Source organism: Leucobacter sp. Ag1, from assembly GCF_000980875.1.
In the GTDB taxonomy this organism is placed as follows: Bacteria; Actinomycetota; Actinomycetes; order Actinomycetales; family Microbacteriaceae; genus Leucobacter; species Leucobacter iarius.
On sequence record NZ_LAYO01000108.1, the window covers coordinates 11,743 to 28,243 of the forward strand.

9 protein-coding genes are annotated in these 16,501 nt (G+C 70.6%); 7 read left to right on the forward strand and 2 right to left on the reverse strand.

Annotated elements, in window-relative coordinates; genetic code table 11:
* Nucleotides 1-71: 71 nt before the first annotated feature.
* The 5 genes from XM48_RS17115 (at nucleotide 72) to XM48_RS13805 (ending at nucleotide 11,466) form a co-directional block, all read left to right on the forward strand.
* A complete protein-coding gene (locus tag XM48_RS17115) occupies nucleotides 72-737 on the forward strand; it encodes a GntR family transcriptional regulator (RefSeq protein WP_052961526.1) in 666 nt (221 codons plus the stop codon).
* Nucleotides 734-1,378 carry a GntR family transcriptional regulator gene (locus XM48_RS17120; RefSeq protein ID WP_084821186.1) on the forward strand — a complete coding sequence of 215 codons (645 nt, stop codon included), beginning with the start codon at nucleotides 734-736 and terminating at the stop codon, nucleotides 1,376-1,378. The genes XM48_RS17115 and XM48_RS17120 overlap by 4 nt, the downstream gene beginning before the upstream one ends.
* A gap of 356 nt (nucleotides 1,379-1,734) precedes the next feature.
* Nucleotides 1,735-2,382 (forward strand): exosortase R, encoded by a 648-nt coding sequence (gene xrtR, locus XM48_RS13795; RefSeq protein ID WP_046456420.1) that lies wholly within the window; start codon nucleotides 1,735-1,737, stop codon nucleotides 2,380-2,382.
* Nucleotides 2,379-4,196, forward strand: a complete 1,818-nt coding sequence (locus XM48_RS13800) for a glycosyltransferase (protein WP_231580886.1) — start codon at nucleotides 2,379-2,381, stop codon at nucleotides 4,194-4,196. Before xrtR ends, XM48_RS13800 begins: the two co-directional genes overlap by 4 nt.
* A gap of 49 nt (nucleotides 4,197-4,245) precedes the next feature.
* On the forward strand, nucleotides 4,246-11,466 hold the full coding sequence (locus tag XM48_RS13805; RefSeq protein WP_156175072.1) for a DUF5979 domain-containing protein: 7,221 nt from the start codon (nucleotides 4,246-4,248) through the stop codon (nucleotides 11,464-11,466).
* Between the two features lie 72 nt (nucleotides 11,467-11,538).
* On the opposite strand, the gene XM48_RS17125 is transcribed toward XM48_RS13805, so the two are convergent.
* Nucleotides 11,539-12,192, reverse strand: a complete 654-nt coding sequence (locus XM48_RS17125) for a GntR family transcriptional regulator (RefSeq protein WP_052961528.1) — start codon at nucleotides 12,190-12,192, stop codon at nucleotides 11,539-11,541.
* 106 nt (nucleotides 12,193-12,298) lie between these two features.
* Between XM48_RS17125 and XM48_RS17130 the strand changes: the two genes are divergently transcribed.
* A complete protein-coding gene (locus tag XM48_RS17130) occupies nucleotides 12,299-12,946 on the forward strand; it encodes a GntR family transcriptional regulator (protein WP_052961529.1) in 648 nt (215 codons plus the stop codon).
* A gap of 40 nt (nucleotides 12,947-12,986) precedes the next feature.
* On the opposite strand, the gene XM48_RS13820 is transcribed toward XM48_RS17130, so the two are convergent.
* The gene (locus XM48_RS13820) at nucleotides 12,987-15,401 is read right to left on the reverse strand and encodes an HAD-IC family P-type ATPase (RefSeq protein WP_046456422.1); all 2,415 of its coding nucleotides are present in this window, start codon (nucleotides 15,399-15,401) and stop codon (nucleotides 12,987-12,989) included.
* Between the two features lie 280 nt (nucleotides 15,402-15,681).
* Here XM48_RS13820 and erm point away from each other — a divergent pair, with 280 nt between their 5' ends.
* Nucleotides 15,682-16,449 carry a 23S ribosomal RNA methyltransferase Erm gene (gene erm, locus XM48_RS13825; protein ID WP_046456423.1) on the forward strand — a complete coding sequence of 256 codons (768 nt, stop codon included), beginning with the start codon at nucleotides 15,682-15,684 and terminating at the stop codon, nucleotides 16,447-16,449.
* Nucleotides 16,450-16,501 lie beyond the last annotated feature (52 nt).

The window sequence follows — 16,501 nt, forward strand, 5'->3', positions numbered from 1 at the left end:
CCCCGGGATCATGCATCTCTCATCTTCCAGGTGACCGCTGAGTTGTTAGGGTGGCAGTCGAGGAGGACGACATGCCGATCCCACAGACCGCATCGCCGATCATTCCAGCACGGGTGCTGCTGAAGGACGCGATCACGGAGACGATCCGAGACGCGATCCTCTCGGGCGAACTCGCGCCGGGTGCTTCGCTCACCGATATCTGGGTGGCCGAGCAGTACGGCGGCACGCGCGCTTCGGTGCGCGCCGCGCTGCGCCGTCTGGCGGGAGAGGGCCTCGTGGTCGTGCGGCCGCAGGTCGGCACCCGCGTGCGCGAGGTTACGCCGGAGCGCACGCGAGACGCGCTCGCGCTGTACCGCGGCATCACCGAGTCGACGGCGTTCATGGTGGCGGCCGGGCTCGACGACGACGATCTGGCGCTGCTCCGCGATCGTGCAGAGGCCATGCGGAAGGCGCAGCCGGGGCCGGCGAGCGTCGCCGCGTTCGACGCCTTCTACGACGTGCTGCTGGTGCGCACCGGAAACGAGCTGCTGCGCACCTTCCACACGCAGATCGCGGCGCACCTCACGCAGGCGGCGGCCGTTCTGGGCGTCGCGTCGCTGCATCGGCCCGAGGTCGACGCGGTGCTCGCGGCGGCCGAGGCCCGTGACATCGTCGAGCTGGAGCGCGCGATCGACGCGCACTTCGCGCGGGTGGCCGAGGCGTTCGATGTCGTGCTCGAAGCCGAAGGGGGCGAATGACCATGCCGCAGACCGCCAACCGCACGTTCCTGCGGGATCAGGTGTACATCGCGATCCGCGACGCCATCGCCGACGGCGTGCTCGAGCCGGGGGAACGCCTCCGCGAGGACGAGATCGTGGAGTGGCTGGGGTCCTCGCGCGCGTCGATCCGCGACGCGCTGGCGCGCCTCAGCGACCAGGGCCTCGTCGAGATGGTGCCGAACCAGTTCACGCGAGTCGCCCTGGTGGATCGCGACGACGTGCTGCAGTCGCTCGTCACGCAGTTCGTGTTCTTCCGCATCGCGATCAGCGAGGGCACGCCGCGCCTCGGCGATGAGCATCGCGCAGAGCTGCAGCGCCTCACCGACGTGGTGACGACGTCGGTGGCCGAGGGTGGGCGCCCGTCGGTGTACATCTCGGGCCTCGGCGCCTACATGCGCGTGCTCGCGCGGGCGGCGGAGAACGAGATGCTGCTGCACTACATCGAGCAGAGCGGGCCGCTCGTGTCGCGCGCACTGAGCATTCCGGGCACGAGCGTCGACCTGGAACGCCTGAACGGCTCCGTGGTGAGTGTGCACGAGGCGGTGCTGGCCGGCGAGACGGCCCGCGCGGTGGTGCTGCTGCGCGAGTTCGCGTCGGCGATCATTCGCGATCTGGAGTAGCCCCCGCTCCTTCGGCCCCGCCCGCCCTTCGAGAGGCGGGGCTCTTCGCGTGCCCTCGTCCGGGCCTGCGACGGAGTTATCCACAGCGGGAGCGAATCGTCGAACCGAATTGGTGTTACCTGTTACCGTGAGCTATCGCACAATCTCACGGAAGGGGCGGACCTGTACACCGCAGCACCTCCCACCGGCATCGGTGTCGTCGCCGGCGTCCTCGCCATCACGGGCAGCGAGCAGCTCGGCGTCATCCTCATCGGGATCGCGCTCCTGATCAGCGGCGCAGTCCTCACCCGTCTCGGCTGGCTCAATCGTCGGCGTGCACGGGCCGCGTGACCCGCGCGGTACGGCAGGGGCACGCGATGAGCGACATCACCGTCACCGGCGTTCAGCCGCTGAGCCGTCGTGCCCGCCGAGAGCGGGCCGCGGCCCCCGAACCCGCGACCGGCGAGCAGCCCAGCGGCTCGAAGGCGCGTCGTGCCGGTTCGCTCCTCGACCGCTGCGGCCGCGCGCTCATCGCGTTCCTGCTCGCCTGCGCGGGGGTCCTCTGCTTCGTCTTCGAGCGCGAACTGCGCTGCACCGAGACCGAGATCCAGGCCTGGATCATGAACAGCACGGGCCTCGCCGAAACCGCGGTCCCGTCGGTCAACAACGGCATCCCCGCAGTCACCTTCCACGCGGACGACACCTGGATCTCGCTCCGGCTCATTCCGCAGTGCGCGATCGCCGTGTACCTGGGAGCGGCGTGCTGGCTTTCCGCGATCCTGATCCGGGCGCCTCGGGTCCGCCCCGTCCGCCTGTTCACGGCGCTCGCCGTCACGAGCTCTGGCCTCATCCTGCTCAACCAGGTACGACTGCTGGTCAACGGGGTCATGTTTGCCGAGGGCGGGCGCGAAGCCTTCAACTGGGCGCATGGGCCGATCGGCTCCACGATGATGATGCTGGGCGTCGCCGGATCCCTCGCCGTGTTCTTCGCGCTCTGCATCCGACGCTCGGAGCGCCGAGCGTGATCGCGGCCCTCGCCGCCACGGCCCTCGTCGTCATCTGCATCTCGTTCCTCTACCTCTGGGCTCTGTTCTTCGCAGGACTCCGCACCATGAAGAAGCAGGGGGCCGCGCTCTCGACGCTGCGTGGAGCGAGGTACGAGAACCCCTTCGTGGGCGAGCCGGGCACGTTCCATACCTACTTCCTGATCCCGTGCCTCAACGAGGAAGCGGTCATCGGTGCCACGGTCAGGGCGCTCGCGGGCTCCCGGTACTCGACCACGATCGTGATCGACGACGCCTCCGACGACTCGACCATCGCCACCGCCTACGCGCACGGCGGCAACAACGTGATCGTGCTCGAACGCCAGAAGCCCGATGCCCGACGGGGTAAGGGCGAGGCGCTCAACGACGCGCTCAGCCTCGTGCGGCAGCTCGTCGCCGAACGCGGACAGGACCTCGGTCGAGTGCTCGTCACCGTCATGGACGCCGACGGCCGCCTCTCGGACGGAGCGATGGCTGCCGTTCTGCCGCTGTTCGACGACCCCGAAGTCGGTGCGATCCAGCTCGCCGTGCGCATCCGCAACCGCGAGCGCTTCCTCACCCGATTCCAAGACTTCCACTTCTGGTCCATGACCTCCGTCACCCAGTTCGGGCGCCACCAGTCCTCGACCGTGTCGCTCGGCGGCAACGGCCAGTTCTCGCGCCTGTCCGCTCTCAACGAGGCAGGCGAGAAGCCGTGGAGCGAATCCCTCACCGAGGACCTCGACCTCGCCGTCACTCTCGCGATGAAGAGATGGAAGCTCGCGACCACCTCCAACGCGGCTGTCGAGCAGCAGGGCGTCGAGCAGATCAGGACCCTCTTCACGCAGCGTCGTCGCTGGTTCCAGGGACACATGATGCTGGCGAAGCGCCTACCCGAGATCTGGGGCGATGCGCAGCTGTCGCAGCTGCGCGTCCTCGAACTCTCCGCCTACATCCTCACCCCGTGGGTCACGATCCTGCCGTGGTCGATCCTCTTCCACTTGGGCCTCTTCGGTCTCATCGTCGACGGCCCCTCGTTCTTCTCGTTCGTCACCGGCTCCGCGACGCTGCTCATCGGGCTCGTGATCTGGTACGTGCTCGCCTTCGGCCCCGTCTTCGTCTCCGCGTTCGTCTACTGGAGACGCGACGAGGAGAACCGGTTTCGGACGGCGCTCCTGCACGCGCACTGCTTCCCGCTCATGAACTGCATCGCCTTCGCCGCCGTCTGGTCCGCGCTCGCCCGTATCCTCATGGGCGAGAACGGCTGGCAGAAGACCGCCCGGGTGCAGGAAGCCCGTACCGGCGACCCCGTCGAGGTGAGAGCCGACGCCGAAGTCGTGTCGATGTCCGCCACCCCGCTCGGCTCGCGCATCACCATGCACCCCGCCCGCCTCGAGCGCCTCGGGCACGCGCCGGCCCCGCTAGCGCTTCTTGCCGCCCGTGCCCGACCTCCGGGGACGCAGCCACGGGAACAGCGACCCGACGGCGACGCCGATGAGGAGCACGACCAGGAACCAGATCCAGGCCGGCATGGTGAGGGCGAGCCCGAGGAAGAACACGCTCGCGCTCCCCAGGTTCGAGAAGACGAACAGCAGGGCGATCACGAGCAGCACGATCGCGACGATGCTCCTGGCGGAGAGACCCTTCGATTCGGATTCCGCTCCCGGCGTGCTCGCCGGTGCTCCAGTGGTGTGCGACATCTGCCTGGCCCCCTCTCGTCGGCCGCGGATCGGCCGAATGCTGAAAACGCTAGGGGCTCCGGAACACCGTCGAACCGAAGGGTGACATCCAGGGTGACACCGCGATCCGGGAGCTGAGTTCTTCCTGAAAGATCCCTTGAACAGGCAGCAGTTCTTTGGGGGAGACATGCTCGGTAGACGATGGCTCGCGTCCGTGGCGGCGCTCAGCGTGGTGCTCACGGCACTGGTACCGCTCGGCGCGACGGCGGCGTCCGCCGCCGACAACGCGGTGCTGCAGCTCAAGAAGTCGCTCGTGGGGGAGCAGACGGTGTTCGCGCCGGGCGACACCTTCGAGTACGAGATCGTGGTGGGCTGCTCGTCCACCCTCGACCTGGGCTGCCTCGACGCCGCGCTCACCGACGCGCTGCCCGAACCCCTCGTGCTGAACCCCGCGAACCCGGAGCCCGTGACCGCGTCGGTCGCACCGGGCGGCACCGCGGACGTGGTGCTCGACGGCACCACCGGGTTCACCGTCACGCCACAGCAGCAGGACGCCGACGGCAACACCGGCCTGCTCGCCGGCGGCACCATGACCGTGACGGTCAACGTACAGGTCCCCGCCGATACCAGCGGCGAGTTCAACGGCGCCAAGATCACGAACACGGCGAAGGCGGACGCCGGCAACGCCGCCGAGGTGCAGTCCTCCGCCGACATCACCCTGCGGGTCGACACCACCTTGGCGGCGTCCATCTCGAAGCGGGTCTCGCCGGCGACCGTTCCGGCGGTGCCGGGTCGCGCGGTCGAGTGGACGATCGCCCCGGGCAACGCCTCGAACCAGACGGTCGACACGATCGTGATGCAGGATCCCACCGCGCCGCCCTTCACCTTCGCACCGAACCTCGAACTCGTCGGCGTCGACGTCACCGAACCCGCGGGGGCCACCGGTCACGAGGTGCAGTACTGGGTGACCGGCACCTGGACCAACGCGCCGCCGAACCCGATCGGCAGCGCCGGAGGCGTGCGCGTCACCTTCACCGGATCCTTCAAGCCCGGTGCAACCGGCGAAGTGAAGCTGCGTACGCAGACGACCGATGCCGTCGCCGGGATCCCCGAGGGCGGATCGGTCGAGGCCGCCAACACGGCGCAGGCCACCGTCGAGAAGAACGGCGAGGCGAGCGAGCCCGTCACCGCAGACGCGAAGACCACGATCTCGGCGAGCGGCCCCGACGCGACGATCACCAAGACCTTCGACGACAGCACCCTGGTCGCGGGCCAGTCCACCGTCGCCACGATCACCGCGACGAACGGCGCGCAGAACGTGCAGCGCCTCACCGTCACCGAGCCCTCGGCGGGCAAACCCGGCCTCGTGGCACAGGGCCTCGAGTTCACCGGTTTCGGCGAGGCGCTCGCCTGGCCGGTCGCGGCGAGCAGCGCGACCATCACCTACCGTTACACCGACTGCGCCGAGACCAGCGAGCGCACCACTCGCGTCGACTCGCTGCCCGCCGCGCAGAGCGGCTGCACCGTCGACGGCTTCACCATCGTGTTCGAAGCCGATGGTGACGGGATCCAGCCGGAGGCGTACGCGGCACTGCCCCTGCGCGTGGCCGCGCTGCCGGTGACGACCACCGCTGAGCTGCACAGCACCAACTTCGTCGATACGCAGGTCGAGAACGAGCTCGGCCAGACCGGTTCGGCCCAGACCGACGCGTCGTTCACCGTCAAACCGCTCGTCGTCGGGACCGAGGCGTCGAAGCGGATCACGCCCGCGGACATCTACGGGGTCCCGGGCACCCGCGCGAACGTGGCCCTCTCGGGCAAGGTGAGCGACGACTCCACGGTCGGGTCGACCGAGCTCGTCCTCACCGACCCGGTGGATCCCGCGACAGACGGGGACTTCTGGAACGCCTTCGCGCCCGCGCGGATCCACGACACCGACATCCCCAACTGCGTGGCGCTCAGCGTCAGCATCTGGTCGCGGGCCGACGGAGCCTGGAAGCCGCTCGCCGGCGCGACCGACGTGCAGGGTGCGCAGGCCAAGTGGGGCGTCGACATCCCGGCGAGCGTGCGCGCGGACGCCGGCGGGATCCGCTTCGCGTACCGGCCGACGTGCGAGAGCACGCTGCCGCCCGGCTTCACCGCGCTCGTGAACCTCGACGTCGAGGTGATCGCCGCGCACAGCGGTCGCGAGACCTTCACCAACACCGTGCAGTCGTCCGTGCACAACGACGACGCCGTGGAGCCCGACGCGACCGACACGGCCGAGGCGCCGCTCGGCGTGCACCCGCTCGACGGTACCGGCCCCGACCTCGTCGACAAGCACTGGCTCGACGGCACGGTGCCCGCGCTGTCCGGCGAGGAGCGCACCGCGCGCATCGGCTGGAGCACGCAGGGCCTCAAGCTCACCGACATGACCATCACCGACCCGGCCTCACCGGGCGAGCTCTCGGACATCGCGACGTCCGTCTACGACGCGTTCGACCTCGTCCGCATCGCGCCCGTGACCCCGGCCTCCGATCCCCTGATCGCGAACGACCGGATCACCGCCGTCTTTCGCTACTCGGCGAGCGCGAGCGACTGGGTCGACATCACTTCCGCGGCGTGCGCCAACGGATGCGAGGGGAGGTTCGGCGGATATTCCCTCTTGCCCGCCGAGCAGAGCGACACCCTCGGAATCCGCGTCACGTACTCCGAACGCGTCGCGGAAGCCGGGGTCGGCGCATCCTACGATCGTCGCCCCCTGGACCTCGTGTTCCGGATCCGGGACACGCTGCGCAGCGACCCGAGCGCGTACGCGCTGGGTACGTTCCACGAGTACGGCTACAACACGGGAGAGCCCGGTCTCGTGCACAACTCCGTCGCCGCCCACGGGGTGAACACCGCGACCGGCATCGATCGCACGAGCACCGACGGCGACCGCATCACGATCATCGACAGCCCGCTCAACGTGTCGCTGCAGAAGGAGTTCGATCAGAGCCAGCTCGGCCTGCCGCAGCCCGGCACCGATCCGGCAGACTATCCGCTGATCTCGGCGAAGCTCACCGCGAGCAACGACTCGGCCGTCCGCATCGCGTCGATGCGGATCAGCGACCCGGCGTCCGCGCAGGCGCAGCCGACGGCGTTCGACACGCTGAACCTGTTCTCCATCGACGGCGTGACCGCGCCCGCCGGACTCGCGGCGGCCGATGCGCGCATCGTGCTCACCCGCGGCGCGACCGCGGACGCGCCGATCACCGTCGCCGCGGCGCAGGCCCTCGCCCCGAGCGATCTCGCCGACGTCACCGGCGTCGAGGTCGTGTTCGCGAAGTCCGACGGCAGTCCGGTGATCGAGCCCGCCGCGACGGGCGTGCTCGACCTCACTTGGCAGCTGCGCGCCGAGAAGCGATCCGGCGGAGCGGTCGGGATCACCCCCGCGGGGGAGTCGATCCTCAACGAGGCGCACGCCGCGATCGACAGCCCCGGCAGGATCGCGTGCCCCGCCGACGGGTGCAGCACGGGAGAGGCGACCGCCGACGACGAGTTCCGCGTGGTCGAGGCCGACTACGCGATCCGCACGAAGAAGACGATCGCGCCCGGGACGGTTCCCGAGAACGGTTCGACCTCCTACCGCACCACGCTCACCGGCCAGCCGCTCGGCAGCGCGCGCACCACGCTGCTCACCCTGACCGATGCGACGCCGACCTTCTGGAACACCATGGAGTACACGGGCGTCAGCATCCAGGTGCCGCGCCCGGTCAACCAGCTGCGCATGGACGTGCTGATCGGGGTCGACTTCGAACTGCAGGGCGGCGCGCTCGTCGCCGTCTGCGACGGGGTACCCGTCGATGCGTCATCGGACTGCTGGAAGACGGGCGACTGGGTGGACGTGCAACCGGGAAGCACGGCCCAGCTCGACCTGCCGGCCGGCGTCCCGGCGGGCGATGTGGTCGGCGTGCGCTTCTCGGCGCGGGACCTCGAGAACGGCGCGCCCGCGCAGTGGGAGCGTCCCTTCAACCCGACGCTGAACTACGAGCTGCAGACCGAGCGGCTCGAATATCTGCGCAGCGAGCCGATGCGGCGGGTCTCGACCACGCGACCGGGCCTCGACCCGAATCCGGGCGAGACCGAGCGCGGGGTCATCAGCGACACCGTCATCGCCGACGGCACCGCCCAGTTCGGTGCGGACCAGCGGTTCACCGACCAGAAGACGGACACCGCGACGACCACGGTCACGCACCTGACGAACGCGATCAGGGTGACCAAGACCCGCGGCACCAACCCGCTGGTCAGCCCGAGCGCCACCATCCCCTACGTGATCACCGTCGCGAACACGGGTCAGTGGGACATGACCGGCTTCCGCGTGAGCGACCGGATCGGGCTGATCGACGGGCGCTCGCCGCTGGTCGAGCCGACCCCGGCCGCGTATGATTTCGCGGTCAGCGGCCCCGGCGCCCCGTCCGGCGCAACCGGATTCTCGGCCAGCCTCGACGAGAGCACGGGGATCCTCGACATCGTCAACGCCGATCCCGGATTCGTGTTCAAGGCGGGATGGACCCTGACCGTCAAGACCCCGCTGAAGTTCCGCGCCGGAGTCTCGCCCGACGTGACGATCGACAACCGGGTCTCGGCGACCTCCGATCGCCTGTTCGACACCTGCCAGTCGACCACGACCGACCTCAAGCCGAACCCGGACACCCACGAGGTCGCGACCTGCGCCGCGGAGACAGAGATCGGCGCGCGCGCCAGCGCCTCCGTCGCGCTGAAGAAGTGGGTCAAGGGCGACGGGGCTGGCGATCCCGCGACCGGTGCCGACGACCTCGGCGTGCTCAACGTGCTCGGCGACGGCACCGAGTGCGATCCGTCGACGCCGGGCCTCACCGATCGGGGCTTCACCTCGTACCCCTGCGCGCCGATCACCCGACCCGGCGGACTCGCGACCTGGCGGCTCGACTTCCAGAACACGGGCAATGCGAACGCGCGGGTCATAGCGGCGGTCGACACGCTGCCCGATGTGAGCGACCAGGGCGTGATCGTGTCGAGCGGGCGCGGGTCGCAGTTCCACGTCACCCTCGCGGGGACGGCGGGCAGCAACCTGGGCGAGCTCGCGGACGCCGCCGACGGTCAGTTCGAGTTGTTCGGCTCGACCTCCGTGCAGAGCCAGACCTGCAACCAGAACGCGATCGAGCACTTCACCGAGGGCGCGGTCGTCGATCCCGCCTGCGGTTTCGATTGGCAGCCGCTCGCCGCCGGCATGGACGAGACGCAGCTGTCGAGCATCCGCTCGCTGCTCGTCGTGCTCCGGTTCGACGACCCGACGCGCGCGACGAAGCCGGGCCTGCGACCGGGCGAGACGCTGCGGCTCGAGTTCGATACGCGCACCCCGTGGGTGCTGCCGGTCGAGAGCGCCGTCGCCGACGGCCTGCCGGTCGCCTACAACTCCTTCGCGGGCGCCTCCCGGTCCGTCTCGACGGCGACGCAGCCCGAGCGCTCCGAGCTGGTGCTCGAGCCGCAGCGCGTCGGCATCGCGACCGTCACGGCGCAGCTCCAGCTGCGCAAGGCGGTCGAGCGCGGCGGGTTCCCCGCCGGGGTCGAGCTGCCGGCCGCGTTCTCCCTGCGCGCCGACTGCGTCTCCGGCACCGCGCCGGTAGCGCTCCTCGCCTCGAACGGCGACGACGCGAGCCGGACGACGGTGCCGGGCGACGGGACCCCAGTGTTCGTCAACGCCGAGACCGGCCCGGTGAACCTGCCCCTCTTCGCGAAGTGCGGCATCACCGAGGACCCGGCGCCGGCCGGGGCGACGGTGTCGGTGGATCCGGCGGACGGTGTCGTCGCCGAGCGGGATCTGTCGCAGAACGCCTCGGTGTGGAACCCCTACCGGGGCGAGACCGAGCGCTCGGCCGTCACCGTGACGAACACCTACACGACCGGCGGCTTCACCGTGCGCAAGGTCGCGGATATGGGCGGCGCGGTCGATCAGGACGGCACGCCGATCGGCACCGCGCAGCGCTTCGCGTTCGCGGCGAGCTGCGACTACCTCGGCCAGGAGGTCCTGCCCCAGGCGCAGCGCGGCTTCGAGCTGCGGGCGGGCGAGACCCGAACGATCACGGGGATCCCGACCGACGCGAACTGCCGCGTCACCGAGACCGACACGGGTACCGCGGTGGGGACGAGCACGACGGTCACGGGCGATTCGGCCGAGCCGCGCACCGAGGCCGGCGAAATCGCCCGCTTCCGGGTCGTCTCGGGCACGACTCCGCAGGTCGCGGTCGAGTTCGTGAACCGCTTCACTACCGGCACGCTCAGCATCACCAAGGAGCTCACCGGAGCCGGCGCGGAGCGCTGGGGCGACGGACCGTTCACGGTGCGGGTCGTGTGCACCCTCGCCGGGGCCCTGCCCGAGACCGTCTACGACGGTGGGGTGCAGGTGTCGCGCGCGGCACCCACCGCCACGGTCGAGCACCTGCCCACGGGCGCCGAGTGCACCGTCACCGAGACGGATCCGGGCGTCGCGACCGAGCACACGACGGATCCGGCGGGCGGGCGCGTCACGATCGGCGACGACGCGGACGATCCCGTGGCCGCGGTGACGGTCGTCAACGAGTTCCGCACGGGCGCCTTCGACGTGCTCAAGGAGGTCGCGGGCCCCGGTTCGCCGACGTTCTCCGACGGGCCGTTCGATTTCGGCTACGCCTGCACCTTCGGCGGCGAACGGATCGCCGACGGCACGCTGACCCTGCGCGGCGACGGCTCGGGCGACCCGCTCCGGTCCGAGGCGGTACGCGGGCTGCCCGTCGGCGCGGAATGCGCGATCGCCGAGACCGGCACGGGCGGAGCCGACGAGACGCCGGCGCCCGTGAGCATCACGATTCCCGACGAGCAGGAGGGTGCGGAGTCGGTGGTGACCGCCGGATTCCTCAACGAGTTCTCGGCCGGCACCATGACCGTCGAGAAACGCCTCGACGGGCCCGGTGCCGAGCTGCCGAGCGCGCGGGACGCGCAGTTCACGATCCTCGCCACCTGCCAGGCGGAACGCGACGGCACGCTCGTCACGCTGCACGAGGCGAGCCTGCGGATCCGTGGCGGCCAGACCCTGCCCGTGGCCGACGCGAACGGCGACCCGGTGCAGCTGCCGTTCGGCGCGCACTGCTTCATCCGCGAGACCGACCGCGGCGGGGCCAGCGCCTCGACCGTCAGCCACGGCGACTACGTGAACGCGGCCGTGATCGCGCGCTCCGATGCGTCGCAGACGCTCGCGCTCGTCGCGACCAACACCTTCGAGCTCCCGGCCCCGAAGCCGGGCGGTACCGGCGGCGCGAACGGGATCGCGGTGACGGGCGCGCCGCTCGGCACCCTGCTCGGCACGGCCGGAGCCGCGGCGCTCATCGCCCTGCTCGGCGGGGTGCTGCTGCTGCGCAGGCGGAGGTCGTAGGCGGCGCCGCGCGGGATCCGGAGCGGATCCGACGGAGGGGCGGGGGCCGAGGATCCCCGCCCCTCCCGGGCGTTATCGCGGCGGCAGCTGGAACACCGCGGACGTGGCGTTCTCCGCCGCGGCGGTGTCCTGCGCGCGGGTCGCCGCGGCGAGATCCGCGATCTGCTCGGCCGCCCGGTCGATATCGAAGAGCTCGAGCACGCGTTGCGACCGCACCTTGAAGGCGAGGCCGTCGACGGACTCGCGGCAGAGCTTGACCAGCAGCGGGTTGCCGCACTCGCGCTCGAAGAGCTCGAAGGTGGGGAAGCCGTACTTGCGGACCTCGAGCGGCTCGCGTCGCTCGAGCGCGTCGCGGAATCGGTCCAGCTGGTCGGCGATCCGCGCGGCGGTGCGCGCAGAGAGCCGCGGCACGGCAAGGCGCACCACGCCGGAGTAGATGACGCCGAGGGTCTGCATCGCGACGACCGTCTCATCGTCGCTGGGGTTCGCGACCCGGGTGTAGCGGTTCGGTTCCATGTCGACGAGGCCCATGCGGGCGAGTTCGTTGATGGCGTCGCGGATGGGCGTGCGCGAGACGCCGAGCCACTCCTGCAGCTCCTTGTCGTGCAACGCCTCGCCGGGTTCGAAGGTCCCGTCCATGATCCCCTCGCGCAGGCGCTCGCGAACCGTGTCGCGGAGCAGGACGCGTGCGGGTGTCGCGGCCGAGACGGTCTTCGGGACGGGCATGCTGATCCTCACTGAGCGGCGCGATGGGGGAATACCAACATTTTATCGGGGGATCCTATTTGCGATACTGAATAGCGAAGCGCCACAGACCAGATGAGGGAGACGCATGCCGGTTCCGGCGAAGAAGAACGAGTCGCAGAACCAGCGCGTGCTCCTGCGCGATGTGGTGCAGGAGCGGATCCGAGACGCGATCATGGACGGCACGCTCGAGCCGGGCGAGGTCCTCCACGACAAGGAGCTGCAGGAGTGGCTCGGCGTCTCGCGCACGCCCATCCGCGACGCCATCAACGAACTCGCCCGGTCGGGCCTGATCGAGATGGAGCCCAACCGCTACACGCGCGTGGCGACGCCCCGCAAGGAGGAGACGCTCGAGGCGATGCAGACCCTCGGCGTGCTGCTCGGCGGCGTGGTGCGCCTCGCCGTCCCCCGCCTCGACGCGAAAGCGCGGACGAAGGTCGCGTCCGATCTCGACCGGGTCGCCGAGGGACTCGCCGGAGGCGACGTGCGCCGAGCGCGCGACACGATCTTCGCCGTGTGGGATCGTCTCGCCAAGGCCTCGGGCAACCAGCTGCTCCAGGGCGTCTACCACGATGCGACGTCGGGTCTCTTCTTCAAGATCCCGCCGGAGTTCTTCGTCGAGCTGTTCGACCAGGCCGAGATGCAGCGACTGATCGCCCGGCTCGCCGAGGCGATCTCGGAGGGCGATGCGGTGCGGGCCGAGCTCGCGACCGAGGCGATCTACCAGCTGCCCTGAGGGCCCGAGGCAGCCGACCGTTCCACGCCCGGTGGCCGGTTCACTCCACCCGGCGGCGGTGCCAGAAGCGCAGCGCCTCGATGACGACCATGCCGACGAGCGAGACGACGAGCACGGCGATCGCGAGCGGTGCGGGCAGGAACTCGACCCGGAAGAACGTCGCGACGATCGGGATGCACCAGATCAGCGCGAGGCCCGCGTACATGGCGACCACGACGGCCGCGCGGAACGCGGTGACCGGGCGGGCCAGCACGGCCAGCACCCAGAGCGCGATGCCGGCGAGCACGAGCGTCGATGCGGACTGCATCTGCACCACCGTCGCGCCGATGTCGTGGCCGACGATGCGCAGCGCGATGAGCCCGGCGGTCACGACGAGGCCCGCGGGGATCGCGAACGTCAGCGAGCGGCGCAGGAAGCCGGAGCGGTAGCGCGAGGCGTTCGGCATGAGCGCGAGGAAGAACGCGGGGATGCCGATGGTGAGGCCGTCGGTGATCGACAGCTGGCGGGGCAGGAACGGGAACGCCCAGGCGAGCAGTCCGAAGATGATGCCGATCGCGAAGGCGTAGGTCGTCTTCGTGAGGAACAGCATCGAGACGCGCTCGATGTTGGCGATCACGCGACGCCCCTCGGCCACGACCCCGGGCATGCGGTCGAAGCGGCCGTCGAGCAGCACGAGGCGGGCGACGGCCTTGGTGGCCTGCGCGGCGGAGTCCATCGCGATGCCGAGGTCGGAGTCCTTGATCGCGAGGGCGTCGTTCACGCCGTCGCCGGTCATCGCGACGACGTGCCCGCGGCTCTGCAGCGCGTGCACCATGGCGCGTTTCTGCTGCGGGGTGACCCGGCCGAACACGCGCTCGGTCTCGAGCACCTCGGCGAGCGCGTCCTGATCCTCGGGCAGCGTGCGCGCGTCGTACCCGTGGGGAGCGTCGAAGCCGACCTCGCGGGCCACGGCCGCGACGGTGCGGGGATCGTCGCCCGAGATGACGCGGACCTCTACGCCCTGCTCGCGGAAGTAGGCGAGGGTCTGCGCCGCGTCCTCGCGCACGCGCTCGTGGAACGTGACGAGCGCGACCGGGACGAGGCCGGTGGGCAGCTCGGGATGCTCGGCGGGGCCGTCGATCACGGCGCTGTGCGCGAGCACGAGGGTGCGTTTGCCGGCCTCGGCGAGTTCGCCGGCCTGCTGCAGCACGCTCTCGATCCCGGCATCGCCGCGCGCATCGGCGAGCACGAACTCGGGGGCGCCGAACACCCAGGTGCCGCCGCCCTGCTCGGCCGGGCCGCCGGCGATCACGGAGCTCCACTTGCGCGCCGAGTCGAAGGGGATCTCGCCCGTGATCCGGGGCGCCTGCTCGCCGCCGAAGGGCTCGGCGAGGCACTGGGCGGTGAGGTTCGCGTCGGGCGCGGATCCGATGCGGCCCAGGATCCCGCGCCAGCCGGCGATCTCGTGCAGCTCGATCGTCTCGCCGAAGCCCATCTTGCCGGTGGTGAGCGTGCCGGTCTTGTCGAGGCACAGCACGTCGACGCGGGCGAGGCCCTCGACCGCGGGGAGCTCCTGGATCAGTACGTTCTGGCGCGACAGCTGCACGGCGCTGACGGCGAACGCGATGCTCGTGACGAGCACGAGGCCGAGCGGCACCATCGCGATGACGGCGGCGACCGCGCCGACCACGGCCTCGCGCCATTCGCCGGTCTCGAGCGTGCGCTCCCAGCCGCCGTGCGACTGGATCTGGCCGTACGCGACGATCAGGATCATGGGGCCGAGCGCCCACGCGATCCACTTCAGCAGGCGGTTGATGCTGCCGCGCAGCTCCGACTGCACGAGCGAGAAGCGGCGGGCCTCGTTGGTGAGCTTCGCCGCGTAGGAGTCGTCGCCGACCCGCACGACCTCGGCGAGGGCGGTGCCGCTCACGACGCTGGAGCCCGACAGCACCTCGTCGTCGCGGCGCTTGCGAATGGCGTCGGACTCGCCCGTGAGCAGCGACTCGTCGACCTCGAGGCCGCTCGGACCGTGCTCGTCGGTCTGCACCACGCGGGCGTCGGCCGTGACCTGGTCGCCGGTGTGCAGCACGAGCAGGTCGCCCAGCACGACCTGCTGCAGCGGGATCTCGGCGTCGTCGCCGTCGCGGCGGACCCGGGCGGTCGGGGCGTTGAGCACGGCGAGCCGGTCGAGGGTGCGCTTGGCGTTGAACTCCTGCACCACACCGATCACGGTGTTGAACAGCGCGGGGAAGGCGAAGAGCGCGTCCTGCCAGCGGCCGAGCGCGAACAGGATCCCGAAGCCGGCGAACACGATCGCGTTGAACAGCGTGAACACGTTCGCGAGCAGGATCTGCCACAGCGAGCGCGTGGAACCGTCGCTCGACACATTGCCCTGGCCCGCCTCGAACCTGAGGGCAGCCTCTTCCGAGGTCAGTCCCGTCTGCTCGACGTCGACCTCGTCCATCACCCGCTCCATGGGGAAAAGACTACGGAACGCGGGCCCGTTGCGGACTGGAAATCCGACCTGATCGGCCGAAGATGGTACTCGGGTACCACCTGCCGCACCGACGCCCCCTACCGGGGAGGGAGCCGCGTGCGGTTAGGCTGATGCCATGGGTACCTCCGCGCACATGATGACCCGGATCCGTCGCTTCTAGCGGCGGACGCTCCCTCACGTCGTCTCCGCCGCTCCTCGGTCCAACCGGGCGGCTGTTCTCGCGCGCCCGGAAGATCTTCCGCCCCAGGAGTGCTTTCCCATGCCCACGTACCGTGGCGGCCGTCATGAGCACGGCCAGAACTATCTCACCGACCGACCGACGGTCGCCGCCTTCACCCGGCTCGTCGCAGACTCGACCGGGCCGATCATCGAGATCGGACCGGGGCGGGGCGCGTTGACGCGCGAACTGCACCGCCTCCATCGTCCGCTCACCGCGGTCGAGATCGATCCGCGCAGCGTCGCCGTCCTCGGCAACGCCCTGCCCGGGATCCGGGTCGTCCACGCGGACTTCCTCGATTGGCGGCTGCCCGGAACCCCGCACGTCATCGCAGGCAACGTGCCGTTCCACCTCACCACCGCGATCCTGCGCAAACTGCTGCACGCGCCGGGCTGGAGCCGGGCCGTGCTGCTCGTCCAGTGGGAGGTCGCCCGCCGCCGCGCCGGGGTCGGAGGCGCGAGCATGATGACGGCGCAGTGGTGGCCCTGGTTCGAGTTCGGAGTCGACCGCCGGGTGCATCGATCCGCGCTGCGCCCGGCTCCGAGCGTCGACGGCGGGATCCTGGTCATGGATCGCCGGGCGCAGCCGCTGATCGACGATCGGGATCGCGCCGCCTACCGCGAGTTCGTGCATCGCGTGTTCACCGGCCCCGGGCGGGGCATCGCGGCGATCGCTGCCGCCGCAACGAGTCTGCCCCGGCGCGAGGCCGCGCGGCGTATGGCACGGATCGGTATCGCACCGGATCGGCTCCCGAAGGATCTGAGCGCCGAGCAGTGGGTGGCGCTCTTCCGAGCGACGCATCGGGGGTGACCCCGGCGAATCCTTGGAGGTTCCTTGGCGGGCCCGGCGGAGGCTGGGTTGC

Coding starts and splice junctions, on each gene's coding strand:
- XM48_RS17115 (WP_052961526.1), top strand. CDS start 72: ATGCCGATCCCACAGACCGCATCGCCGATCATTCCAGCACGGGTGCTG.
- XM48_RS17120 (WP_084821186.1), top strand. CDS start 734: ATGACCATGCCGCAGACCGCCAACCGCACGTTCCTGCGGGATCAGGTG.
- xrtR (WP_046456420.1), top strand. CDS start 1,735: ATGAGCGACATCACCGTCACCGGCGTTCAGCCGCTGAGCCGTCGTGCC.
- XM48_RS13805 (WP_156175072.1), top strand. CDS start 4,246: ATGCTCGGTAGACGATGGCTCGCGTCCGTGGCGGCGCTCAGCGTGGTG.
- XM48_RS17125 (WP_052961528.1), bottom strand. CDS start 12,192: ATGCCCGTCCCGAAGACCGTCTCGGCCGCGACACCCGCACGCGTCCTG.
- XM48_RS17130 (WP_052961529.1), top strand. CDS start 12,299: ATGCCGGTTCCGGCGAAGAAGAACGAGTCGCAGAACCAGCGCGTGCTC.
- XM48_RS13820 (WP_046456422.1), bottom strand. CDS start 15,401: ATGGAGCGGGTGATGGACGAGGTCGACGTCGAGCAGACGGGACTGACC.
- erm (WP_046456423.1), top strand. CDS start 15,682: ATGCCCACGTACCGTGGCGGCCGTCATGAGCACGGCCAGAACTATCTC.